Here is an 18252-nt window from a genome sequence, read left to right as displayed (position 1 = left end):
TTTCTCATCTCCTTGATCCTTGCTGCTGTCTACTCTCTTTTGGTCTTCTGCCGGAGTTCATCGGCCATTGTCTTTAACGCATCTCCGGAGGAGGCGTCATTCAGGAACACCTTTGCCCACACGTCCGTCATCAGCTTGTTGGCCATCGGGAAATCGGAGGTGTAAGCAAGCGGATAGGTGCTCTCCAGTGATTTGGCATACACTTTTAAGATAGGCTGGCCCTTGAAGTAATCAAATGGCTTGTCCATTGCCGAGTCGGAATATACCGTCTTCAACGAAGGGAATAGCCCCGCCTCCAGCATCATTTTGGTCTGAGACTCCTTATCACCGAGCATGAATTCGATGAATTTCCAGGCTTCTTCCGGGTGCTTCGAATTTTTATTTATCGCCATGTTGGAACCGCCCTGGTTAGCCCCGCCATATTTATCGTCCTCTGACCATTTCGGCATCGTCGTAACTGACCATTTGCCCGAATCCTGCGGCGAGTACTGCTTTTCAATGATCGCGTCATGCCAGGAACCGCCGACTACGCTGGCGATTTTACCCTCAGCGATGGCATTGCCCCAAGGATCGGAGTTGGCGCGGGCGTCATAGACAAGCCCCTCCTGCTGCATCTTGATCAAATAATCCGTGATCTCCTTTACTTCCGGGCTGTCGACCGAGACCTTGCCGTTCTCGTCAAAATACCAGTAGCCTCGCTGCCACATCATAGATTCGAACACGCGGTTGCTGGAATTGGTCTTCGAATCGCCGTACATGAACGCTCCCGTCTTCTCCTTCACCAGTTTGGCGGCTTGATAATAATCGTCCCAAGTTTTAATCTTGGCGGCGACCTCATCGGGATCGGTCGGCAGACCGGCCTTAGCAAACAGGTCATTCCTGTAGAACATCACCACCGGGCCGCTGTCCCATGGCATGGCATAGATTTTGTCGTCCATGGTGGCGTCCTTCCATTTGTAGGGCACGATATTATCTTTATATGGAGCCACATGTTCGGTAATGTCGAGCAGCGAATTGATCTCAACCATCTGTGATAGATTCGTGGATTCGAGCGCCAGCACATCCGGCACCGCGTCGTCAGTATTGGAGGACACCAAATACTTCTGATAGAGATCGGTGGATTTCATGGTTTGGAACTCAACTTCGATATTGGGATAAGCTTCCTTGAACCGGTCCATATTTAGATCAATCCCGGCTTTGGCCTGCTCCCAGATCCAGACGACAAGCTTCACCTCCTCCTCTCCCCCCTGATCCGTTCCAGCCGATCCGGAATTACTTGGTGTGTTGGAACCAGAGCAGGCGCTTAACACCATGGAAGCTGTAAAAAGCGTGGAAAGCAGCATTTTCCCTCTTTTGTTATGCATTGTTTGACCTCCTTGAGTGGGTTGATACCATCATAAGAGAAATGTAAGGGGTTTCAAATCCGACTGCCGTTCGAAAAAGGTTCACTTTTATTGGAATGTAATAAAAAAGCCCGTTTTCTACACGGGCGAAGGGTCAATTCATTGGATTTTGGTGTCTTTTTGTTTGTTGGCGGTATTGTCCCGGAGCGAATCCGACGCTTTTCTTAAACCATTTGGCGAAATATTTGACGTCTCCAATCCCGATCTTCTCCGCTACTTCCTCCATACGGTAGTCTGTCATTGCCAGCAGATTCTGTGCCCGTTCCAGCTTTTTCTGTGAAAGGAAATCAATCAGGCTGCTGCCTGTCGCTTCTTTGAATACGGTGCTGAAGTAGCTGCGGCTTATACCGATCCGGTCGGCGATTTCGCCGACTCGGGGATCGAGATGCAGATGGTGGTTGATATAGTCAATAGCGCTGAGAATATCCTCCTTATGCTGGCGGCTGACCAGACGGGTCTCGCGCTCGATTGCCCGCAGGCGCAACAGACGCAGCACGCCCTCTATCCATCGCACCCCGCCCTCAACCGGCCCCTCCAGTCTCCATCCCAATCCGGGATTACGTGAACTCTTCAGATGCAGCAGTTCATGCTCCGCCGTATCCCGTTCCGCCCAGTGGCAGGCCAGCAATGCAGTACCGTCTGGACACGGTAAGAACGCACGTCCTGGTGACCCGGGTGGAAATGCCTCACCAATCTTTAGACATGCTTTTTGCTCAGAAGTCGAAAAACTGGAATTGTTAGCGCTTCCATTATTATACAAATGAAAGATGCAGCCGCCTCGGGTCATCCAACCCCAATCTCCATTCAGCTTGGCTACCAGCCTCTCGTCTGCAGTGATATCCTGTACCCGAAGCCACTCCATTACAATTTGCATCTCGTCCTCAGAGGCTGCCATGGAGGACTGATTCTCCAGATGAAGCCCGCATTCACGCCGGATTTTATCGAGGCATCGCTCCATTTCCTCGTCGCCCATGCTGGTTTTTACAATATAGTCAGAGATACCGAGCTGGATCCCCTGCTGTGCGTAAGCAAAGTCGCGGTGACAGCTCAGAAACAGGATTTTGACATGGGGATATCTGTGTCTAATTTTATGAGCCAGCTCGATTCCGTCCATCTCGGGCATCACGATATCAGTAATGACAATGTCGGGTTCATGATTGACCACCTTCTCCCAGCCCAGGATGCCGTTGGGTGCATCGCCGACGACTGCCATGCCATGTCTGCCCCAGTCGACTGTCATCCTCAGCCCTTTTCTCACAAGCTGTTCATCATCAACGATAAGCACCTTCAGGGGTGAATCTCTCCGTAAGTCTTTGGCCATCGTATGATCACCTTACTTCCGTGGTTTCGTTCGGACTCTATCGTAAAATCGCAGTTTTCGCCAAAATGCATGTTAAAGCGCTCTCTGACATTCCGCATGCCAAGTCCTCCTTTCTTGCCCGGAATGACTTGGCCGTTCCTCACATAGAGCAAATGCTCCGGCTTGATACCGATCCCGTTGTCAGTTAACTCCGCCTTAATTTCGCCTGATCCGGAGACGAGTGACAGCCTAATTTCACCTGCTCCGTCTGTAAAGCCGTGAAAAAAGATGTTCTCCAGTAGCGGCTGGAACACCATCCGCGGCACCAGGCAGGACCTCAGCTCCGGCTCGGCCTCCAGCTTGAAACTAAAGGCATCATCGTACCGGAGCCGCTGGATTTCGATAAAATGAAGCACTAAAGCCAGTTCCTCCTCAAGCGGCACCAGTGTCTTAGACACTGCAAAAGTGCTCTCCAGGACGGCAACCAGATGCTCAATCATTTTCTGAATATCGCGGCGCCCGGCCAACCTCGCCTTCCACTGAATGCTGTTCAGAGTGTTAAATAGCAGGTGGGGGTTGATCTGGTAGTGAAGCGCCCGCAGTTCTGCTTCGCTCTTCAGCTTTTCGCTCCGGCTGATCTCACGCACCAGATCCTGGATTTGTCCGGTCATCCGATTGAAGGATTGACTTAAATAGCCCAGTTCATCGCTTGTGAGCACCGGGGTCTGGATGAACAGCTCCCCTTGTCCGAATCTTCGCATCGAATGGGTCAGCTTTTGAATGGGCCGCGTAAGCCGAAGCGAGAAAAAATGGGCCATCGCGATGGCGAAGAGCAGCGTGCAGCCCGCAACGATCAGCGTATAGTTCAGGATCACGCCCGAGGAGCGATAGAACTCAGCATGCGGCATTCTGGCCTCGACAGTCCAGCCCTCCCGCTCCATAACGCCGGACCAGACAATATCGTCCTCCGAACTACTGTATTTCTCCGAGCTTTGCAGCAGCACGCTTCCGTCCGCTGCCCGTATTTGCAGGTGAGCATTCATATTATGCTGAAACGCCCGAAGCAGATTCACCACGGAATCCGCCTTCGTGTCGATTAGAATCCGGCTGCCTGGCGGGAGTCCGAAGTGATCCTTGACCGGCACAACCAGGCTGATGACCATGTTGTCATTTACAAAGCGGTAATAGTAATCCGGCCGGTGGATGATAACTTGTCTTCCGCCATTCCCGGCAACTTGGTGCCAGAAGGAGGACTCCGTAAGCCTTGCCTGATCAAGTCCGCCGCTTCCGATAAATTTGCCCGAAGGCATCACAACCGAAACACTTACAATATTGACCGTTTCAAAAGATATAAGATATCGCTGGAGCGCCTGTTCCTCCTTATATCGGCTATAGTTCAGCGTTTCGCCATCTTCGATGACCATGGGTGCAGAGATCAAATAATTCAGTAGATTGCCCGTAATATTGTCCATCTGCGCGATGCTGGTATCCAAATGGAGCTTAAGCTCCTCAATGGCGTTCATTCCGTAGCTCCCGAACTGTGAATTCACGATCTGCGACGATTTATGATTGGAGAAATAACCCATTACGGCCAACGGAAGCAACGCAATGACTGTGAAGAACATCAGCAGCTTGGCGTACATGCTTCGGCCTATTGATAATGCCTGCGGTTTGCCTTTGTTCCGGGGGTGTGAAGCTTTCGTTTTCATTTCGTTCCCTCCACAGCATCGACTGGCCTTACCAATGCGTAAAAAGGGCAACCGGATCTACGTGATCCGGTCCCCCTTACCTATTTCCGCAAATCCGGTAAACCCGGTTTATTCGTCTTCTTTGAACACCGGTACAATATTCAGCTCAAACTGGAACTCCTTCTCATCCAGCCTGTAGGGAGCCAGCAGCGCGGGACCGCAGGAATTGGAGCCTACGCCGCTCATCTGATAATCCAGATGGACAATCGTCTCCGGCCTGCGGGTCAGCTCGTATTGGTGCGAGGCTTGGGTCAGATCCTCCGGCGTATAATGCGAAGCATTGAAGGAGAATGGACGGTCACTCTGGAATCTCAGTCCCATGCCGAGCTCATTCGAGACAATAACCCATTCCGTTTCATTGTGGGAACCGTTCTCCTGGGGCATGATATAATCCACAAACTGCTCATCGACGGTAGTCATGTATTTCCCAATTTTAGTGCTATGTCCCTTATCGATGTAGCTTTCATGGGGTCCCCGGCCGAAATATTCGATCTCCTCATTCCCTTCCGGCATCACGACGCATAGCCCGAACCGGGGCAAGAATGGAATACCGTCTCTGGTTGTTACGTTAGTACGGAGATAAAGCTCTCCTGTAGCGTCCACCTTCCAGCGGAACGTTCCCCGCAAGAACGGCGGACGCAAATAGCCTCCCATCGAGAAGTCCGCTTCCAGCTCTACGGCTTCACCGTCCTGCCGGATCGTGTCCACGCGGTAAATATGGGTTACAGCCCGTTCGTACCCCTCCTGCATCCATTCGTGCTTCACGAACCGGTCATTATCTGCCGGGGCGCGCCATACCGCAAAAGAAAGCGGCGCAAGCAGCATCTCCATTCCGTTCTTGACTAGGCTGTCAAACGTACCGGCGCCAAGATTAAAGCCGTATTTAAAGTCAAATCCCGTGATGACAAGCCGGTCGTCCCGGCGCTCCACTTGGAGTGGTGACCGGGCCTCAGGTAGGAATAGCACAGGCTGATTAGCCGGCAGTTCAAACTGGCCGAAGGAAATTTCATGGCCGGGTGATGCCCACCAGGTTTCTTCTATCGTCCTGCACGACAGAGTAACAAAGTACCTCCCCGGTTCCTCCGAAATTCCGAAGCCTGCTTCGACTGTCTGCGAGCCGTGAGGGCCGGCCGACAAACCACTGATTTCACCTTGATTTACCGTTTCACCGTCCTTTTCCAATTTCCACAGAACTCTCACATGAGACAGATCCCTAAAATCATAGCGGTTGTGAATTTCTATGAGCCCCGATCCGATTTCTTTGGCTTCAAATACAACGGGGGCAATCACCTGCTTGAGTTCCAGCAGTCCGGAATGCGGCTTCCGGTCGGGGGCAACCAGACCGTCAATGCAGAAGTTGCCGTCATTAGGCTGATCGCCGAAATCTCCCCCATAAGCATAATAAAGCCGTCCGTGCTTTATAATCTTGATGCCATGATCCACCCATTCCCAGACACATCCACCCATCAGCTTTGGATACCGGTTGATCACATCCCAGTAATCCTGCAAATCGCCGGGCCCGTTGCCCATGGCATGGCTGTATTCGCACAGAAACATCGGTTTGGTCGTATCCGGATCGGACGCGTACGCTGCAATCGCCCCGCTGGAGGCATACATCCGGCTCTCCATGTCGAGCACCTCCGTATCCGGGCTGCCGCCGTGACGGGGATCCGAACCCTCGTAGTGAATAGGACGAGAAGCGTCCCTTGCTTTGGTCCAGCGGGCCATTGCCATATGGTTCTCTCCATAACCGGATTCATTGCCCATGGACCAAATGATGATACATGGGTGGTTCTTATCCCGCTCCACCATCCGGGTTGCCCGCTCGACGAAAGTTTTCTCCCACTCGGGGTTGCGCGTGAACCAGTTGAAGTCCCCTGCTGGAAGCGCGCCATGACATTCCAGATCGGCTTCTCCGATCACATAGAAGCCGTATTCATCACAGAGCTCTAGAAAACGGGAGTCGTTCGGGTAATGCGAGGTTCGAATGGTATTGATATTATGCTGTTTCATCAGCCGCAAATCTTGGACCATATGATTGACCGGAATCGTTTGTCCAAGCTCCGGGTGGGAGTCATGACGATTGACACCCTTAAGCTTTACCGCTTGACCGTTGATCGTGAACACGCCATCCTGAATGGATATTTCGCGTAAACCTACGGGAAAATGCAGAACTTCATCGCCTGCGAACAAGTATAAATGGTATAAATGCGGGTTCTCTGCATTCCACAGCACGGGATTCTGCACATGCAGCTTCAACGTACCTTGGCCTTCGATCACGGCCTGCGTCCGCTCTATCTCAGCACCGTCTGCATCCTGCAGAACAGCTTCAACTTCAAGCCTGCCTGTTGACTCCACCTTGCAGTTTAGCTCCGCACTATCGAAGCTTGCGGACAGAGACGTGCGGTTGAATACATCGGAGATATGAGCGGAATCCCTGGCAAGCAGGTAGACGTCCCGGAAAATACCAGTGAATCTCCAAAGATCCTGATCCTCCACATAACTTCCGTCGCACCATTTCAGCACCATGACGGCCATCCGGTTCACACCAGGACGGACATAAGGCGATATATCGAATTCGGCCGGCATCCGGCTTCCTTGGCTGTAGCCAACAAATTGTCCGTTCACCCACAGGTAGAAGCATGAATTGACTCCTTCAAATACCGCTACCTTCTCCTTGCCGTTCCAATTATCCGGCAGTGTGAACTCCCTGACATAAAGTCCGGCAGGATTATCATTGGGCACGAAAGGCGGGTCAAACGGAAAGGGATAGTTGATGTTCGTGTAATGCAGTTGATCATAACCGTTTACTTGCCAGCAGGACGGAACCACCAGATCATCCCATCGGCTAATGTCATGTTCAGGGGCTACACAATCTTCCTTGACCTCTCTGACGCTGGCGTGATATTTGAACTTCCAGCGGCCGTTCAGCGTCTGATAATACGGGGAACGCCCCCGCTTTCTGCGGCGCGCGTCTGCAGCTGACGCGTATGGGATATAATAAGCTCTGGCTGCTTTCCTGTTTATCTGCAGCGTCTCGGTATCTTCCCAGTAATTCGGCATAAATGACATGACCATCCTCCTGAATATTGTAATTGGCCTTACCACTCAGCAATGCTGCCGTCCCGATGCCGCCATACCGGATTTCTCCAACGGTGGCCCGTCTCCGCCATCTTCCGCACATACTCCTCGTTCACCGTAATGCCAAGACCCGGTCCGGAAGGAATATTGACATGACCGTCACTGTAGGCAAAGACGGTAGGATCGGTGATATAATCCAGCAGGTCATTTCCTTGATTATAATGGATGCCGAGGCTTTGTTCCTGAATGACCGCATTATAAGACGTCGCATCTACCTGAAGGCAGGCGGCAAGAGCGATCGGCCCAAGCGGACAATGCGGAGCGACCGCAACATCGAACGCCTCGGCCATAGCGAATATTTTCTTGCATTCCGTGATGCCTCCCGCATGGGACAGGTCGGGCTGAATAATATCGACTACCCCATCCTTCAGCAGATTTTTAAAATCCCAGCGTGAGAACATGCGCTCACCCGTCGCGATCGGAGTGCTGGTATGATGTGCGATTTCCCTGAGTACTTCGTTGTTTTCCGGCAGTACCGGTTCTTCAATGAACATCAGACGGTACGGATCCAGCTCTCTGGCCAGTCCCCGTGCCATCGGTTTATGAAGCCGCCCGTGAAAATCGACAGCGATCCCGAATTCCGGTCCACAGGCCTCCCGGATGGCGGCGACCCGCTCAACGATTGCATACACCTTGTCATGTGTATCAATGAACTGCATCTCTTCCGAGGCGTTCATCTTAATCGCCGTGAATCCGGCGGCCTTCTTCTCCAGAGCAGATTTGACGACATCGATGGGGCGGTCTCCGCCTATCCAGGAGTACACCCGCATTGAACTTCGGCAAGCGCCGCCAAGGAGCTGGTACACAGGCGCATTGTAGATTTTCCCTTTAATATCCCACAACGCCTGATCGATCCCGGCTATCGCGCTCATTAATATAGCCCCGCCACGATAAAATCCTCCCCGGTACATCAACTGCCATAGGTCTTCAATCCGCTGAGGATCCTGTCCGATCAAAAGATCCATCAGCTCTTCCACTGCGGTCTGAACTGTATGCGCCTTGCCTTCGACCACCGGCTCTCCCCAGCCGGATATACCCTCATCGGTTTCAATCTTCAGAAACAGCCAGCGGGGAGGAACGATAAAGGTCTCAAATCCGGTTATTTTCATCAATTATTCAGCTCCTTTTGTGTTGTTCATTCTGGCCTTGCTGACTTCTTTCGCAAACTGGCGGGCGTTCTCTGTTATCTTCCCATAGTCGCCCCGCTCCACCGCTTTCCGGTCTACGAGAGCGCTTCCTAAACCGACGGCAACAGATCCGGCGGCAATGAAGGATCCGACATTCGCAAGTGTCACGCCTCCTGTCGGCATCATCCGGATATGACCAAGAGGCCCCTGCAGTTCCTTTATGTAGGAGGCGCCCAGCGAACCGCCGGGGAACACCTTTAGCAGATCTGCACCCGCTTCGTGCCCTCTGACAGCTTCGGTCGGCGTCATCACGCCTGGGATGGAGATTCGCCCGTACTTTAAGGTGAGATCCACAATTGCCTCATTCAAATTTGGCGAAAAAATAAAATCGGCTCCCGCCGCGATAGCCTGCTCGGCCTGCGTCAACTTCAGCACCGTACCCGCTCCCACCAGCAGGCGATCTCCATATTTCGCCTTCATGTCCGCGATCAACCTGTACACTTCCGGCGTATCGGCTGTAATCTCCAGCGCTCCGACACCCCCATCTGCCAGTGCCGCGGCAATTTTATCCGCCCTTTCAGGCTCTGGTCTGCGAATAACGGCGACCAGTCCGGAAGTTATCAACCGCTCAATCTGAAGATTTTTGTCCATTTCCTTCCTCCTCCTTTGGAATGCCCCTCATTTACCGGATAATATCCTCCAAGTCGGATCCCCCTGCCAGGAGAAGATCCACATCCTGCCGTGTCGGAAGACCCTCCACATCGCCGCTTACCCCGACAACAATGGAACCCACCGCGTTGCCGCGTCGCACCGCTAAGGGCAGGTCCTCCCCTTGCAGCAATCCGCTTATAAATCCGGCGGCAAAACCGTCTCCGGCACCCATCGGATCAATGAGCCGTTTCACTCGAAACCCTGGTTCATTTCCCGAGATTCGTCCGTTACTGTAATAAGCTCCGCCCGCGCCGAGCTTGATTACGACAGCACCGGCGCCGGATTTCAGCAGACGGTCTGCGATGTCTGCAGGCGTACAGCATCCTGTCAGAAACTGTCCCTCATCAATACCGGGCAACACGTAATCGGCAAGAGCCGCTATTTCGTTAAGCACAACGCAGGCTTCTTCTCTGTTCCAAAGCTTCCAGCGGATATTGGGATCAAACACAATGGCAGCACCGTGTTTTTTTGCCGCTTCGAGGGCTCGAAAGGTTAATTTCCTGCACTCCGGGCTAAGCGCCGGAGTAATGCCGGTAACATGCAGGAAGCGGGCTTTTCCAACATAAGCCTCATTAAGCTCATCCTCGTGCATCAGGCTGGCAGCCGATTGTTTGCGGTAGTAGTACACCTGTATTTTATCCGGGGATATTTGTTCTTTGAAAAACACTCCCGTCGGCGCTTCGTCTGTAATCCTGACTTCGGAAGTATCAACGCCATGTCCTCTTACGACCTGCCTAATATAGCGTCCAAATGGATCATTTCCGAGCTTGCTGAACCAGCCCACGGTATGTCCCATACGGGCAAGCCCAACTGCCACATTGGTTTCGGCTCCGGCAACATGCTTGTGAAAGCCGTTCACATACTCCAGGGGAACCATCCGGTCCGGTGCCAAAAGTACCATGGTTTCCCCAAAGGTTACTACCTCCATTGCCCCTCCTCCTTCTGCTTCATCACTGATAGAGTTTCTACATAAAGATCACATCTTTATTCTTGAATAAAATAGAATAACTTACTTTTCTGCCGTTTTACACAGAAAACTGTACGTAGCATCGTTTCCCAACGTTAAATGTAATTACTTTTTAGATATTGATACGATCTTTATGCTACAATCATATTATCTTGTTGTTTACTAGTCAATACTAAATCAATACATAGACATATCTACTTATCCTCAAGAAGCTCCTATGCTAAAATGAATTCATTCCAAGTGATAAGGACGGCTAAACATGAAACAGATCAAACAGACCGCGTTTCAGGCTACTATAGAGCTTATGAAACAGAAAATCCTTGATGGGGAATGGGCTCCGGGAGATCGGCTCCCTACTCTGCAGCAGCTAGCTGTCGATTTTTCCGTTAGCGTCACTACAGTACGTGAGGCGCTGCGGATATTAGAAAGTCAGGGGAATGTCAGCATTGAGCACGGACGTGGGATGTATGTACGAAACGATCCGCTGCTGTTGGATGATCCGGCGGTAGCCCTAGAGGAATTGGAAAACATTTCGATAGTGGATCTGCTGGAAGCTAGACTGCTCATTGAGCCTGAACTTGCCGCTCTGGCTGCGCAGCGGGCCGATGACGATCAGATCCGCAGGCTGCGGGTACTGGCAGAGCGAATGGTGCGGCAAATGGAGGAAGGTGGCCCCTTCTTCGAGACAGACCTCGCCTTTCATCAGTTAATCGCCGAAGGAGCAGCAAATCCGGTAGTGGCGCGGATGCTGAATTCGATTCTTCCATTGCTGGCCGAAGGACGCAAGCAGACCAATACGCTGCCCAATATGCGGACGAAAGCTTCCAATTATCATGTTCTGATCGCCATTGCCATTGAGGAACGACAAAGCGAAACAGCCCGGCAGCTAATGGAGAGCCATATCCAGAGTATGCTGACAACCCTGAAGAAGTAGATTCACCCTGTGACGCTGCAAAACAAGCTGCCGAGAATAATCTCGACAGCTTGTTTAGCACGCCTATAAGCTCGCTGTAGTAATGGATCTCCATCCGAATAAATGGTAACCGCATCGGTTTAAACTGTCAGGAGGGCTATCTTATCTGCGGGGCATGGTGACGCCCGCTTTAGAGTTGTATTTTTCCGTAGCTTCCTTGATGACGTCCTCGCCGCCCTTGGAAAGCCACTCTTCCACAACCTTCGGCCAGTCACTGATGGGTTCCTTGCCATACACCATCTTCACCATATGCGTCAGCAGCACCGGAGGAGCCGTGTCCGAGTTGGGAGCGATGTCTGGATTCTTCACTAGTGCGTCCAGACGAGGGTCGAATTGAATCCCGTCCCGGCCTTCATTAGCCAGAATCGTATCATATACTTTGATCAGGTTTTTGCCTTCTTCCGTCATGTTCAGAACACCCTTGTTATACGTGGTGTCTTGCACCAGCCACAAGAAAGACTGACGGTAGCGCTCTTCATCTATGGCAGCGGAATCCGTGGGGGCCGTATATACGATTTTACCGTTCTCTTCTTTGTAGGATTCGCCCTTGATCCCGAAGGTAAAGAAGGTTTCCGCCTCTTCGCTTAGCATCCAGTCAAAGAATTTCACAATATCCGCAGCATTTTTCGTACCTTCCTTGATAAAGTAGGTGCGCGTAGCGGAGCCGTACAAATAAGAGCCGCCTTTTCCGTCAGGGCCAACTGGCGACGGGATAATCTCCAGCTTGGCGGATGGCGTTGTAGCCTTCAATTGCTGCTCCCACTGCAGCAGCTCGTTGGCATTCATCGTCCACATGCCCGCGTTGCCTGAGAGAATCGCATTTTTGTAGTTGGTCGGGTTGATGGTGGCAAATTCCTTGTTGATCAACCCCTCTTTATACATGGTGTTGTATGTTTGTAACGCCTTCATCATATTTTCGTTATCCATAAACTTCGGCTGAACCTGGCCGTTTACTTCCTCGAACATCGTCAGGTACGGAAAAACATCATAAGCGCCAAAGAAAGCATCGGCATATTTGAAATCCTGGCGGCCCATGTAAGGGTTATCAACACCCAGTTTTTTGAAAGCCCGCAGCACATTCAAGTACTCATCGACTGTTTTTGGAACCTGCAAGCCGGTTTGATCCAGCAGGTCCTTGCGAATCCAAGTCGCGCGACGGGACGGATTGGACAGGAACTCCGGTATTGCGTAGATTTTCCCTTGATAGGTGACGTTTTCCCAGGCTTCCTTCGGGATTACTTTCAACAGGTTCTGACCGTGTTGCTCAAGCAGATCATCCAAGGGCATGAACACGCCGGCTTCAACGGAACCGGCCATTTCCTTGCCGTTCACACCGCCCGAGCCTTGAACCACATCCGGAATATCATTAGTGGCAAACATCTGAACCATTTTCTGCTCGAATTCTTTATGAGGCACCAGCACAATGTCCAGATCGGTGTTTGTCATCTCCTCCAGTTTTTTCACCCATTTATCCTTATTCAGATTAGGCGATTTCTCAACATAGTTAAAAGCCAGTGTCCGCATCGAGATGGAGAATTTAGTTTTTTGCGGCGCATTTGACGCTCCTCCGGCAGTCTCTTCTTTGTCCTTGTCCGCGCAACCTGCAACGGCTGTAGCAGCCATTAAAGCAGTCAGACAGACGCCAATCCATTTTTTCATGATAACCCTCTCCTTGTACAATGGGTGCCATACACAAATGAAAATGTTTTTTTAGACTAATATGCTTTAGGAATCTCAACCCGGCGGGTAACCCCCTGATTGGTAAAGTAAACATGAACCCCATGGTCCTGATCGTCCATGAAGTATGATACGTAATCCCGGCTTCCAGATTTTTGGGGAATCAGAAGCGTAACGATCCGATGGCTTATAGCCTCTTGAGTGGATGCGGTCAAATGCCAGTGCCCGGGCAGCCCTTCCCATTCCTTCGGATCTACATCGGTAAATTGGTCGTTTTGACTAAGCGCCATATCTCCAGAGGAGCTGTAGACAAACCTGCCCTCCATTTGAGCTTTTTGGCCCTTTACTTTGAAGGTTTGGTCCTTTAACTTCATGGGATAGAGCGTATGGAACAGCCAATCCAATTTTCCGGGACACTCCAGATCAACACTATCTGTAATGACAAAATAAGCGCTGTCAAAAAAGTAGATCTCCCGCACATACCGTTTGATATAGGGTACATTCTCCCGGTAGGCTTCCGTTGCATCCATTTGCGTGTAGCTGATCCCAGGTGCAGTGGACGCTTTCAGCACCTTGCCGTAGGCTGCCATGTTCTTCGACTTGTCTGTGCCGGCATATTGGCCTTTTCCGTCAATAAGAATAACGTTCTTGGAGCGGGTCTGCTTCCGCCACTGCATATGCATTGTACTGTTGAATGCGACGTAATGGCCGCTTTCGATAGCCAGAGGCTCGCCGAAGGCATGCAGCAGGAAGGCGTTCTGATCCCCGTGGCTATGGCTCACAGAACCGTAACGGCTGCTCTTGGCCAGCATCATGATATGTTCCTGCGGAGCTTCCATCCGGTGATGCATGGCGACCCAGCCAACATCCTGAAACCACTTGAGAGGCTCTGCGGCCAGCGGTGGTTCTGAAGGAATCTGCGGATAATCCGTACGGTAAACCATCTCATCGAACCGGAAATCCCACCAGCCGTAGTTATAGAAGATCATCTGGCTATCTGGATTCAATTCCTTTGTCCGTTCATAGTACCATTGGTACTGTCCATTTCCCGTTAAACCGGCAAATTGGCGGATATTGAAGCCCGTCTTGAGACTGACCGGATCTCCCAGCGACGATTGATCCCCGAAGCTGGCCCTCAAGGTATCCGGACTATAGCAATAGAGCGGAAAGTCGCCGGTTTTGCGGAAGAAGGGACGTTCATAGAAGTTGATTCCCATGTATTTGCGGACCAGATTAAGCGCCTCCGTAACAAAAGCCATTTGAGTGGTCCAATACATCGGGCCTTCGGCCCAGCCGCCATCCTTGCCACCCCATGGGGTATACATGGCGGAGAAGTACTCCAGCGTATAATCAAGCCATTCCTGAACCTCCTCCTCGCCCAACATGGAAATACAGCAGGGAACAAGCACGGAGGATAAAGAACGGATGGCATGGCTGTCATAAGGCACTTGATGAATTCGGGAGCGTTCGATGACATGGAAGGCGATCTGACCGGTTCTCCGCAGCAGTGCCTGCCGCACCTTTAGCCGTTCCTCTTCCGTAAGAGAGCCGTGCAGCCAATCATAGCCCCATGCCAACGCTCCGGCTATGCGAAAGGAGCATTCATCATTATAATCCCGGCTGGTGGTACCCTCCGTGTTCCAGCTTGCAGCATGAAGCAGCCACTCTCTGGCTTTAGCAATAAGCACTTCGTCCTCCAGCACAATCCCTGCTATGGCTAGATGCCGAACAGCATAGAAAACTTCCTGACAGTCCATATACATCTGCCGCCATAGCTTGGCGACACGCTTGTTATCCGGATACGGTGCAGGCTCGGGAATAAGCGCTCGTTCTGTCCAGGGCAGTACGGAATGCTTGAGGAAGTCACTCCAGCCCGTTAAGTCAGGATCTTGGCGGATGGTTTCCCGGTAGGACTCAAGTTGTTCCGCCTGAAGCCAAAGCCGCGGATGATTGCCGGAAGCAGCGGTGTATCGCTCCGTTCTGGATGGCAGAGGCGTTAGCGGAAGCTCATCCGCAACCACGAAAGCTCTTACTTTGCTCCACTCTGAACGGATATGGTTATCTCCGATAAGAGTGTACCGCCAATAATACATTCCTGGTTCCAGCGGTTTATCCGGAGTAAACAGATTATAGGGAATTTGACTGTAGGTCAGCGTGTATTCAGGCTCAAACTCTTTGTATGAGGAGATCTGCAGCTCATACATCCCTTCCTCCAGACTTGCGGGCATCCATGTAAAACGCGGCGGGTTCTCTCCAACATCCGAATGTTCATCAGGCCCATAAGGCAGGTCGAGCACGCCGCTGGCAGGTTGAAATAAAGGTTCTGACATCTCTACTCCTCCGTATTCAGGGACTTTTCCTGAATCAGTCCCTTTTTGGGATTCAGGCAGTAGACAACTCTTTGCCCGTTTGTTTCTATCTGGATTCGGACCTCTTCGCCCGCCTGACTCACAAGCTTTAGTGCAGCAGATTCATGACCGGCCCGATAAACTGTAATAAAATCAACCGACGGGCCTCTATGCCGAAGCATGATGCCCCGGATCAGACTGCTCGGGTCTTCAGCTACACCCGGTGTGCGGATTTCATGCAGAATGGAGCCGGGTGCCAGCAGAGTGCACGCGGAAACTTCATATTCCGCAGCGTGGCCCACTTGATCATAACGGCTGCTCCACCTGGCGCTTAACGCACAGTCCGACTCATTCTGCAGTACGGACAATACCTCTACCGAACCATAGCCCGCTTCCTGTCCGAGGACTGCCGGGGAGTCCTTCCGGATGCGGCGGGACTCGACCGGTAACAGCAAATCTCCTGTCGGATGTAACCATAAGTCCACCTCCTGATCCTGCTTCCGGTCCGTTGTCTGCTCAACATGAAACCAGTCCAGCAGCCAACCGTCAGTCAACAAAAGATGCCGGTCGAGAACCGCTCCTTCATAGGCGCCATCCGAGCGAATCCATAAATACGTATCATCGCTTTCCTGCCGGAATTCTCTGCAGCTGCCGGTATGGGCTGCTTGAGAGCAGCCTCCGATGGTGACCGTGTTATGACTCGCGGTTTCGGCATACCATTCCTTGCGCAATATAGAACCGTAAGGAACCATGCCAAGCTCGGGAGCAACCTCTCCCAACCGGTGCATAATCGTGATATGAAGCTTGTCATAATGCCCATGAGATCCGCCATGCTCACCGAAGTCTGCCAGTACGGACAGCGGGTTGCCCGGATGACGGAGCACGGCGAAGCCTGAATCCGGCAGCAGGATAGAAACCCTTGCCGTGGAGGTAGAATGAAGCTCCTTACGCTCTCCTTCTCCATACAGCACCGCCTCCAGACCGCTCCGCTCTTCCTTTCCGTATAAATACCGGTAAGCATTCGCCAGTATAGGCTGGTAGGTGGGGTCTTTGTAAGCCGTACACCCTATTTCAAGTACTTCAACGATTTCCCGCGCGAAAGGAATGCGTGCATAAGGACCATCATGCACAGCTGGAAGCTCCCCGTTGTCGCCGCTAAGCTCTACCAGCAGCTGAAACATACCGCGGATGGATTGTCCCTGATCCCCTTTGGCATCATATAGGTCAACCCCGAAGCGTCCGGCCATCTCGGCTGCTATGAGGTAAGCCCGCAGCACAAAAATATGGTAGTACGTGCTGCCTTCAAATTCAAAGCCGTCCGGCTTGACGCCGATAGAAAGATGATGATAGAAACCGCCTTCCCCCTCCAGCAGGGAACCGAGTTTTGCCCGGGTACCTTTGGCGGCATATACGCAGGCCAGGCTGGCGTTCAGCCATGCGGTATAATTGTTCTCTGCATTCTTCTTCTCGTGAATGAGAATGTGGCGGTATTGCTCCATGCTCTCCTCCAGCATCGTGAAGAACACCTGCAGTTTCAACTCTTCCTCTTCCGTGAACGTTACTCCATGGTCCACAAGAAGCAGATAAGCCCGAATAAGTGTGGTCGACCAGATCGCTTCCGTCAGCGCCTGATGAAAGGCACGGCCGCTAAGCATCCAGGGCTGGGCATCGGGATGAACCGGATACAGCGGGAACTGCTCCGCATATCCAACAAGAATCTTCTGGGCCAAGCCGCTATAGAAGTCTTCCCCGTCTGCGGCGAATACCGCGGCAGCCTGCAGTGCATAACGTGCTATCGCCTGATGCCGGTATACCAGCCAGGCTCCCCGGTAAGGCTCGCCTTCCAGCTTGCAGCCTTGCGGACAAGTAAAGACAAACGTGTCCTGCTCCGCAGCATTAAAGATTAGCTCGGTATGATGCCGGGGGCACACATATTGGTGCCACCAGCCGCCGGGTTCTGCCGGAAGCCGAATCTCTTCATCCCGGAAAAGGTCCAGCTCCCTCTTCAGTTTATCCACCACAGGGCCAACCCAGGAAAAAGTGTCTGCTTTCTCCTTAAGGTTCATCATCGCATGAACAAGCCTCCGTTAATTTCAATGATTTCTCCAGTCAGATAATCCGACAGCTCTGAAGCGAGGAAGAGTGTCACGTTGCTCACATCCTGCGGTGCGCCTTCCCGGCCCAATGGAATCTTTGCAATTGTCGCCTGTCTTGCCGCATCTGCAGTAAAGGTGGCATGGAATGCGGTCTGACCGATAAATCCGGGAGAGATAGCGTTTACATTAATCCCGTGAGGACTGAGCTCTTTGGCAAGTCCCTTGGTATAAGACCATACCGCCGCTTTGCCTGCTGCATAGATGGAAGCGCCCGGTCCTCCGCCGTCATGAGCCGCGAGAGAGGATACATTGATGATTTTACCGCTTTTTTTAGCGATCATTCCCGGTGCAACCGCTTTGCAGGCAAACACGCATGATTTAAAATTGACGTCCATCACCTTGTTGTAATGTTCTTCGTCCATTTCAGTATTGGGAACCCGCTTGACCATACCTCCGGCATTGTTGACGAGGATATCGATGGTTCCGCCGAATTGTGCCTCTATTTCCTTCACCATATTGTCCAGCTGGGCTGGATTTGTGACATCCGCCTGAAATGCATAAGCTTCTCCTCCAGCCTGGCGGACGGCTTTGACCGTTTCCTCCGAAGAACCGTACAGATAGTTTACGGCGACTTTGGCGCCGGAAGCTGCAAGCGTCTCTAAAATTTGTCGGCCTATCCCTGCATTGGACCCTGTAACCAGGGCGATTTTACCAGTCAAATCAATTTTCATTACATATTCCTCCAAGTAGTAGTTTTTTTC

General features: G+C 51.8%; 12 protein-coding genes. 1 reads left to right on the top strand and 11 read right to left on the bottom strand.

The features are described 5' to 3' along the window. Window positions 1-29: 29 nt before the first annotated feature. The 7 genes from NST99_RS16850 to NST99_RS16820 all read right to left on the bottom strand — a co-directional run bounded on the left by NST99_RS16850 (window position 30) and on the right by NST99_RS16820 (window position 10358). Complete coding sequence (locus NST99_RS16850; protein ID WP_341093215.1) at window positions 30-1364, bottom strand: ABC transporter substrate-binding protein; 1335 nt, start codon at window positions 1362-1364, stop codon at window positions 30-32. 133 nt (window positions 1365-1497) lie between these two features. After that, complete coding sequence (locus NST99_RS16845; protein ID WP_341093214.1) at window positions 1498-2724, bottom strand: response regulator transcription factor; 1227 nt, start codon at window positions 2722-2724, stop codon at window positions 1498-1500. After that, complete coding sequence (locus NST99_RS16840; protein WP_341093213.1) at window positions 2691-4412, bottom strand: cache domain-containing sensor histidine kinase; 1722 nt, start codon at window positions 4410-4412, stop codon at window positions 2691-2693. The genes NST99_RS16845 and NST99_RS16840 overlap by 34 nt, the downstream gene beginning before the upstream one ends. A 108-nt stretch (window positions 4413-4520) precedes the next feature. After that, window positions 4521-7523 carry a glycoside hydrolase family 2 TIM barrel-domain containing protein gene (locus NST99_RS16835; RefSeq protein ID WP_341093212.1) on the bottom strand — a complete coding sequence of 1001 codons (3003 nt, stop codon included), beginning with the start codon at window positions 7521-7523 and terminating at the stop codon, window positions 4521-4523. Window positions 7524-7552: 29 nt separating this feature from the next. Further along, window positions 7553-8701: a galactonate dehydratase gene (dgoD, locus tag NST99_RS16830; protein WP_341093211.1), complete on the bottom strand. Its 1149-nt coding sequence runs from the start codon at window positions 8699-8701 to the stop codon at window positions 7553-7555. A gap of 3 nt (window positions 8702-8704) precedes the next feature. Next, a complete protein-coding gene (locus NST99_RS16825; protein ID WP_341093210.1) occupies window positions 8705-9370 on the bottom strand; it encodes a bifunctional 4-hydroxy-2-oxoglutarate aldolase/2-dehydro-3-deoxy-phosphogluconate aldolase in 666 nt (221 codons plus the stop codon). Between the two features lie 31 nt (window positions 9371-9401). Further along, window positions 9402-10358 (bottom strand): sugar kinase, encoded by a 957-nt coding sequence (locus tag NST99_RS16820; protein WP_341093209.1) that lies wholly within the window; start codon window positions 10356-10358, stop codon window positions 9402-9404. Between the two features lie 298 nt (window positions 10359-10656). On the opposite strand from NST99_RS16820, the gene NST99_RS16815 reads away from it, so the two are divergent. Further along, a complete protein-coding gene (locus NST99_RS16815) occupies window positions 10657-11331 on the top strand; it encodes a FadR/GntR family transcriptional regulator (protein WP_341093208.1) in 675 nt (224 codons plus the stop codon). A gap of 141 nt (window positions 11332-11472) precedes the next feature. Here the strand turns inward: NST99_RS16815 and NST99_RS16810 are convergent, their stop codons facing one another. The 4 genes from NST99_RS16810 to NST99_RS16795 are packed head-to-tail and all read right to left on the bottom strand — an operon-like array spanning window position 11473 to window position 18222. Next, the gene (locus NST99_RS16810; protein ID WP_341093207.1) at window positions 11473-13029 is read right to left on the bottom strand and encodes an extracellular solute-binding protein; all 1557 of its coding nucleotides are present in this window, start codon (window positions 13027-13029) and stop codon (window positions 11473-11475) included. 56 nt (window positions 13030-13085) lie between these two features. Continuing rightward, on the bottom strand, window positions 13086-15377 hold the full coding sequence (locus NST99_RS16805) for a DUF4962 domain-containing protein (RefSeq protein WP_341093206.1): 2292 nt from the start codon (window positions 15375-15377) through the stop codon (window positions 13086-13088). 2 nt (window positions 15378-15379) lie between these two features. Then, window positions 15380-17464 carry a heparinase II/III domain-containing protein gene (locus NST99_RS16800; RefSeq protein WP_341093205.1) on the bottom strand — a complete coding sequence of 695 codons (2085 nt, stop codon included), beginning with the start codon at window positions 17462-17464 and terminating at the stop codon, window positions 15380-15382. Beyond that, a complete protein-coding gene (locus NST99_RS16795) occupies window positions 17461-18222 on the bottom strand; it encodes an SDR family NAD(P)-dependent oxidoreductase (RefSeq protein ID WP_341093204.1) in 762 nt (253 codons plus the stop codon). Before NST99_RS16795 ends, NST99_RS16800 begins: the two co-directional genes overlap by 4 nt. Between the last annotated feature and the right edge of the window lie 30 nt (window positions 18223-18252).

Origin of the sequence: Paenibacillus sp. FSL L8-0470, assembly GCF_038008625.1 — a bacterium.
In the GTDB taxonomy this organism is placed as follows: domain Bacteria; phylum Bacillota; class Bacilli; order Paenibacillales; family Paenibacillaceae; genus Paenibacillus_AQ.
Note: the sequence above shows the minus strand (reverse complement) of the source record. Positions and strands in the feature narration are given on the sequence as shown.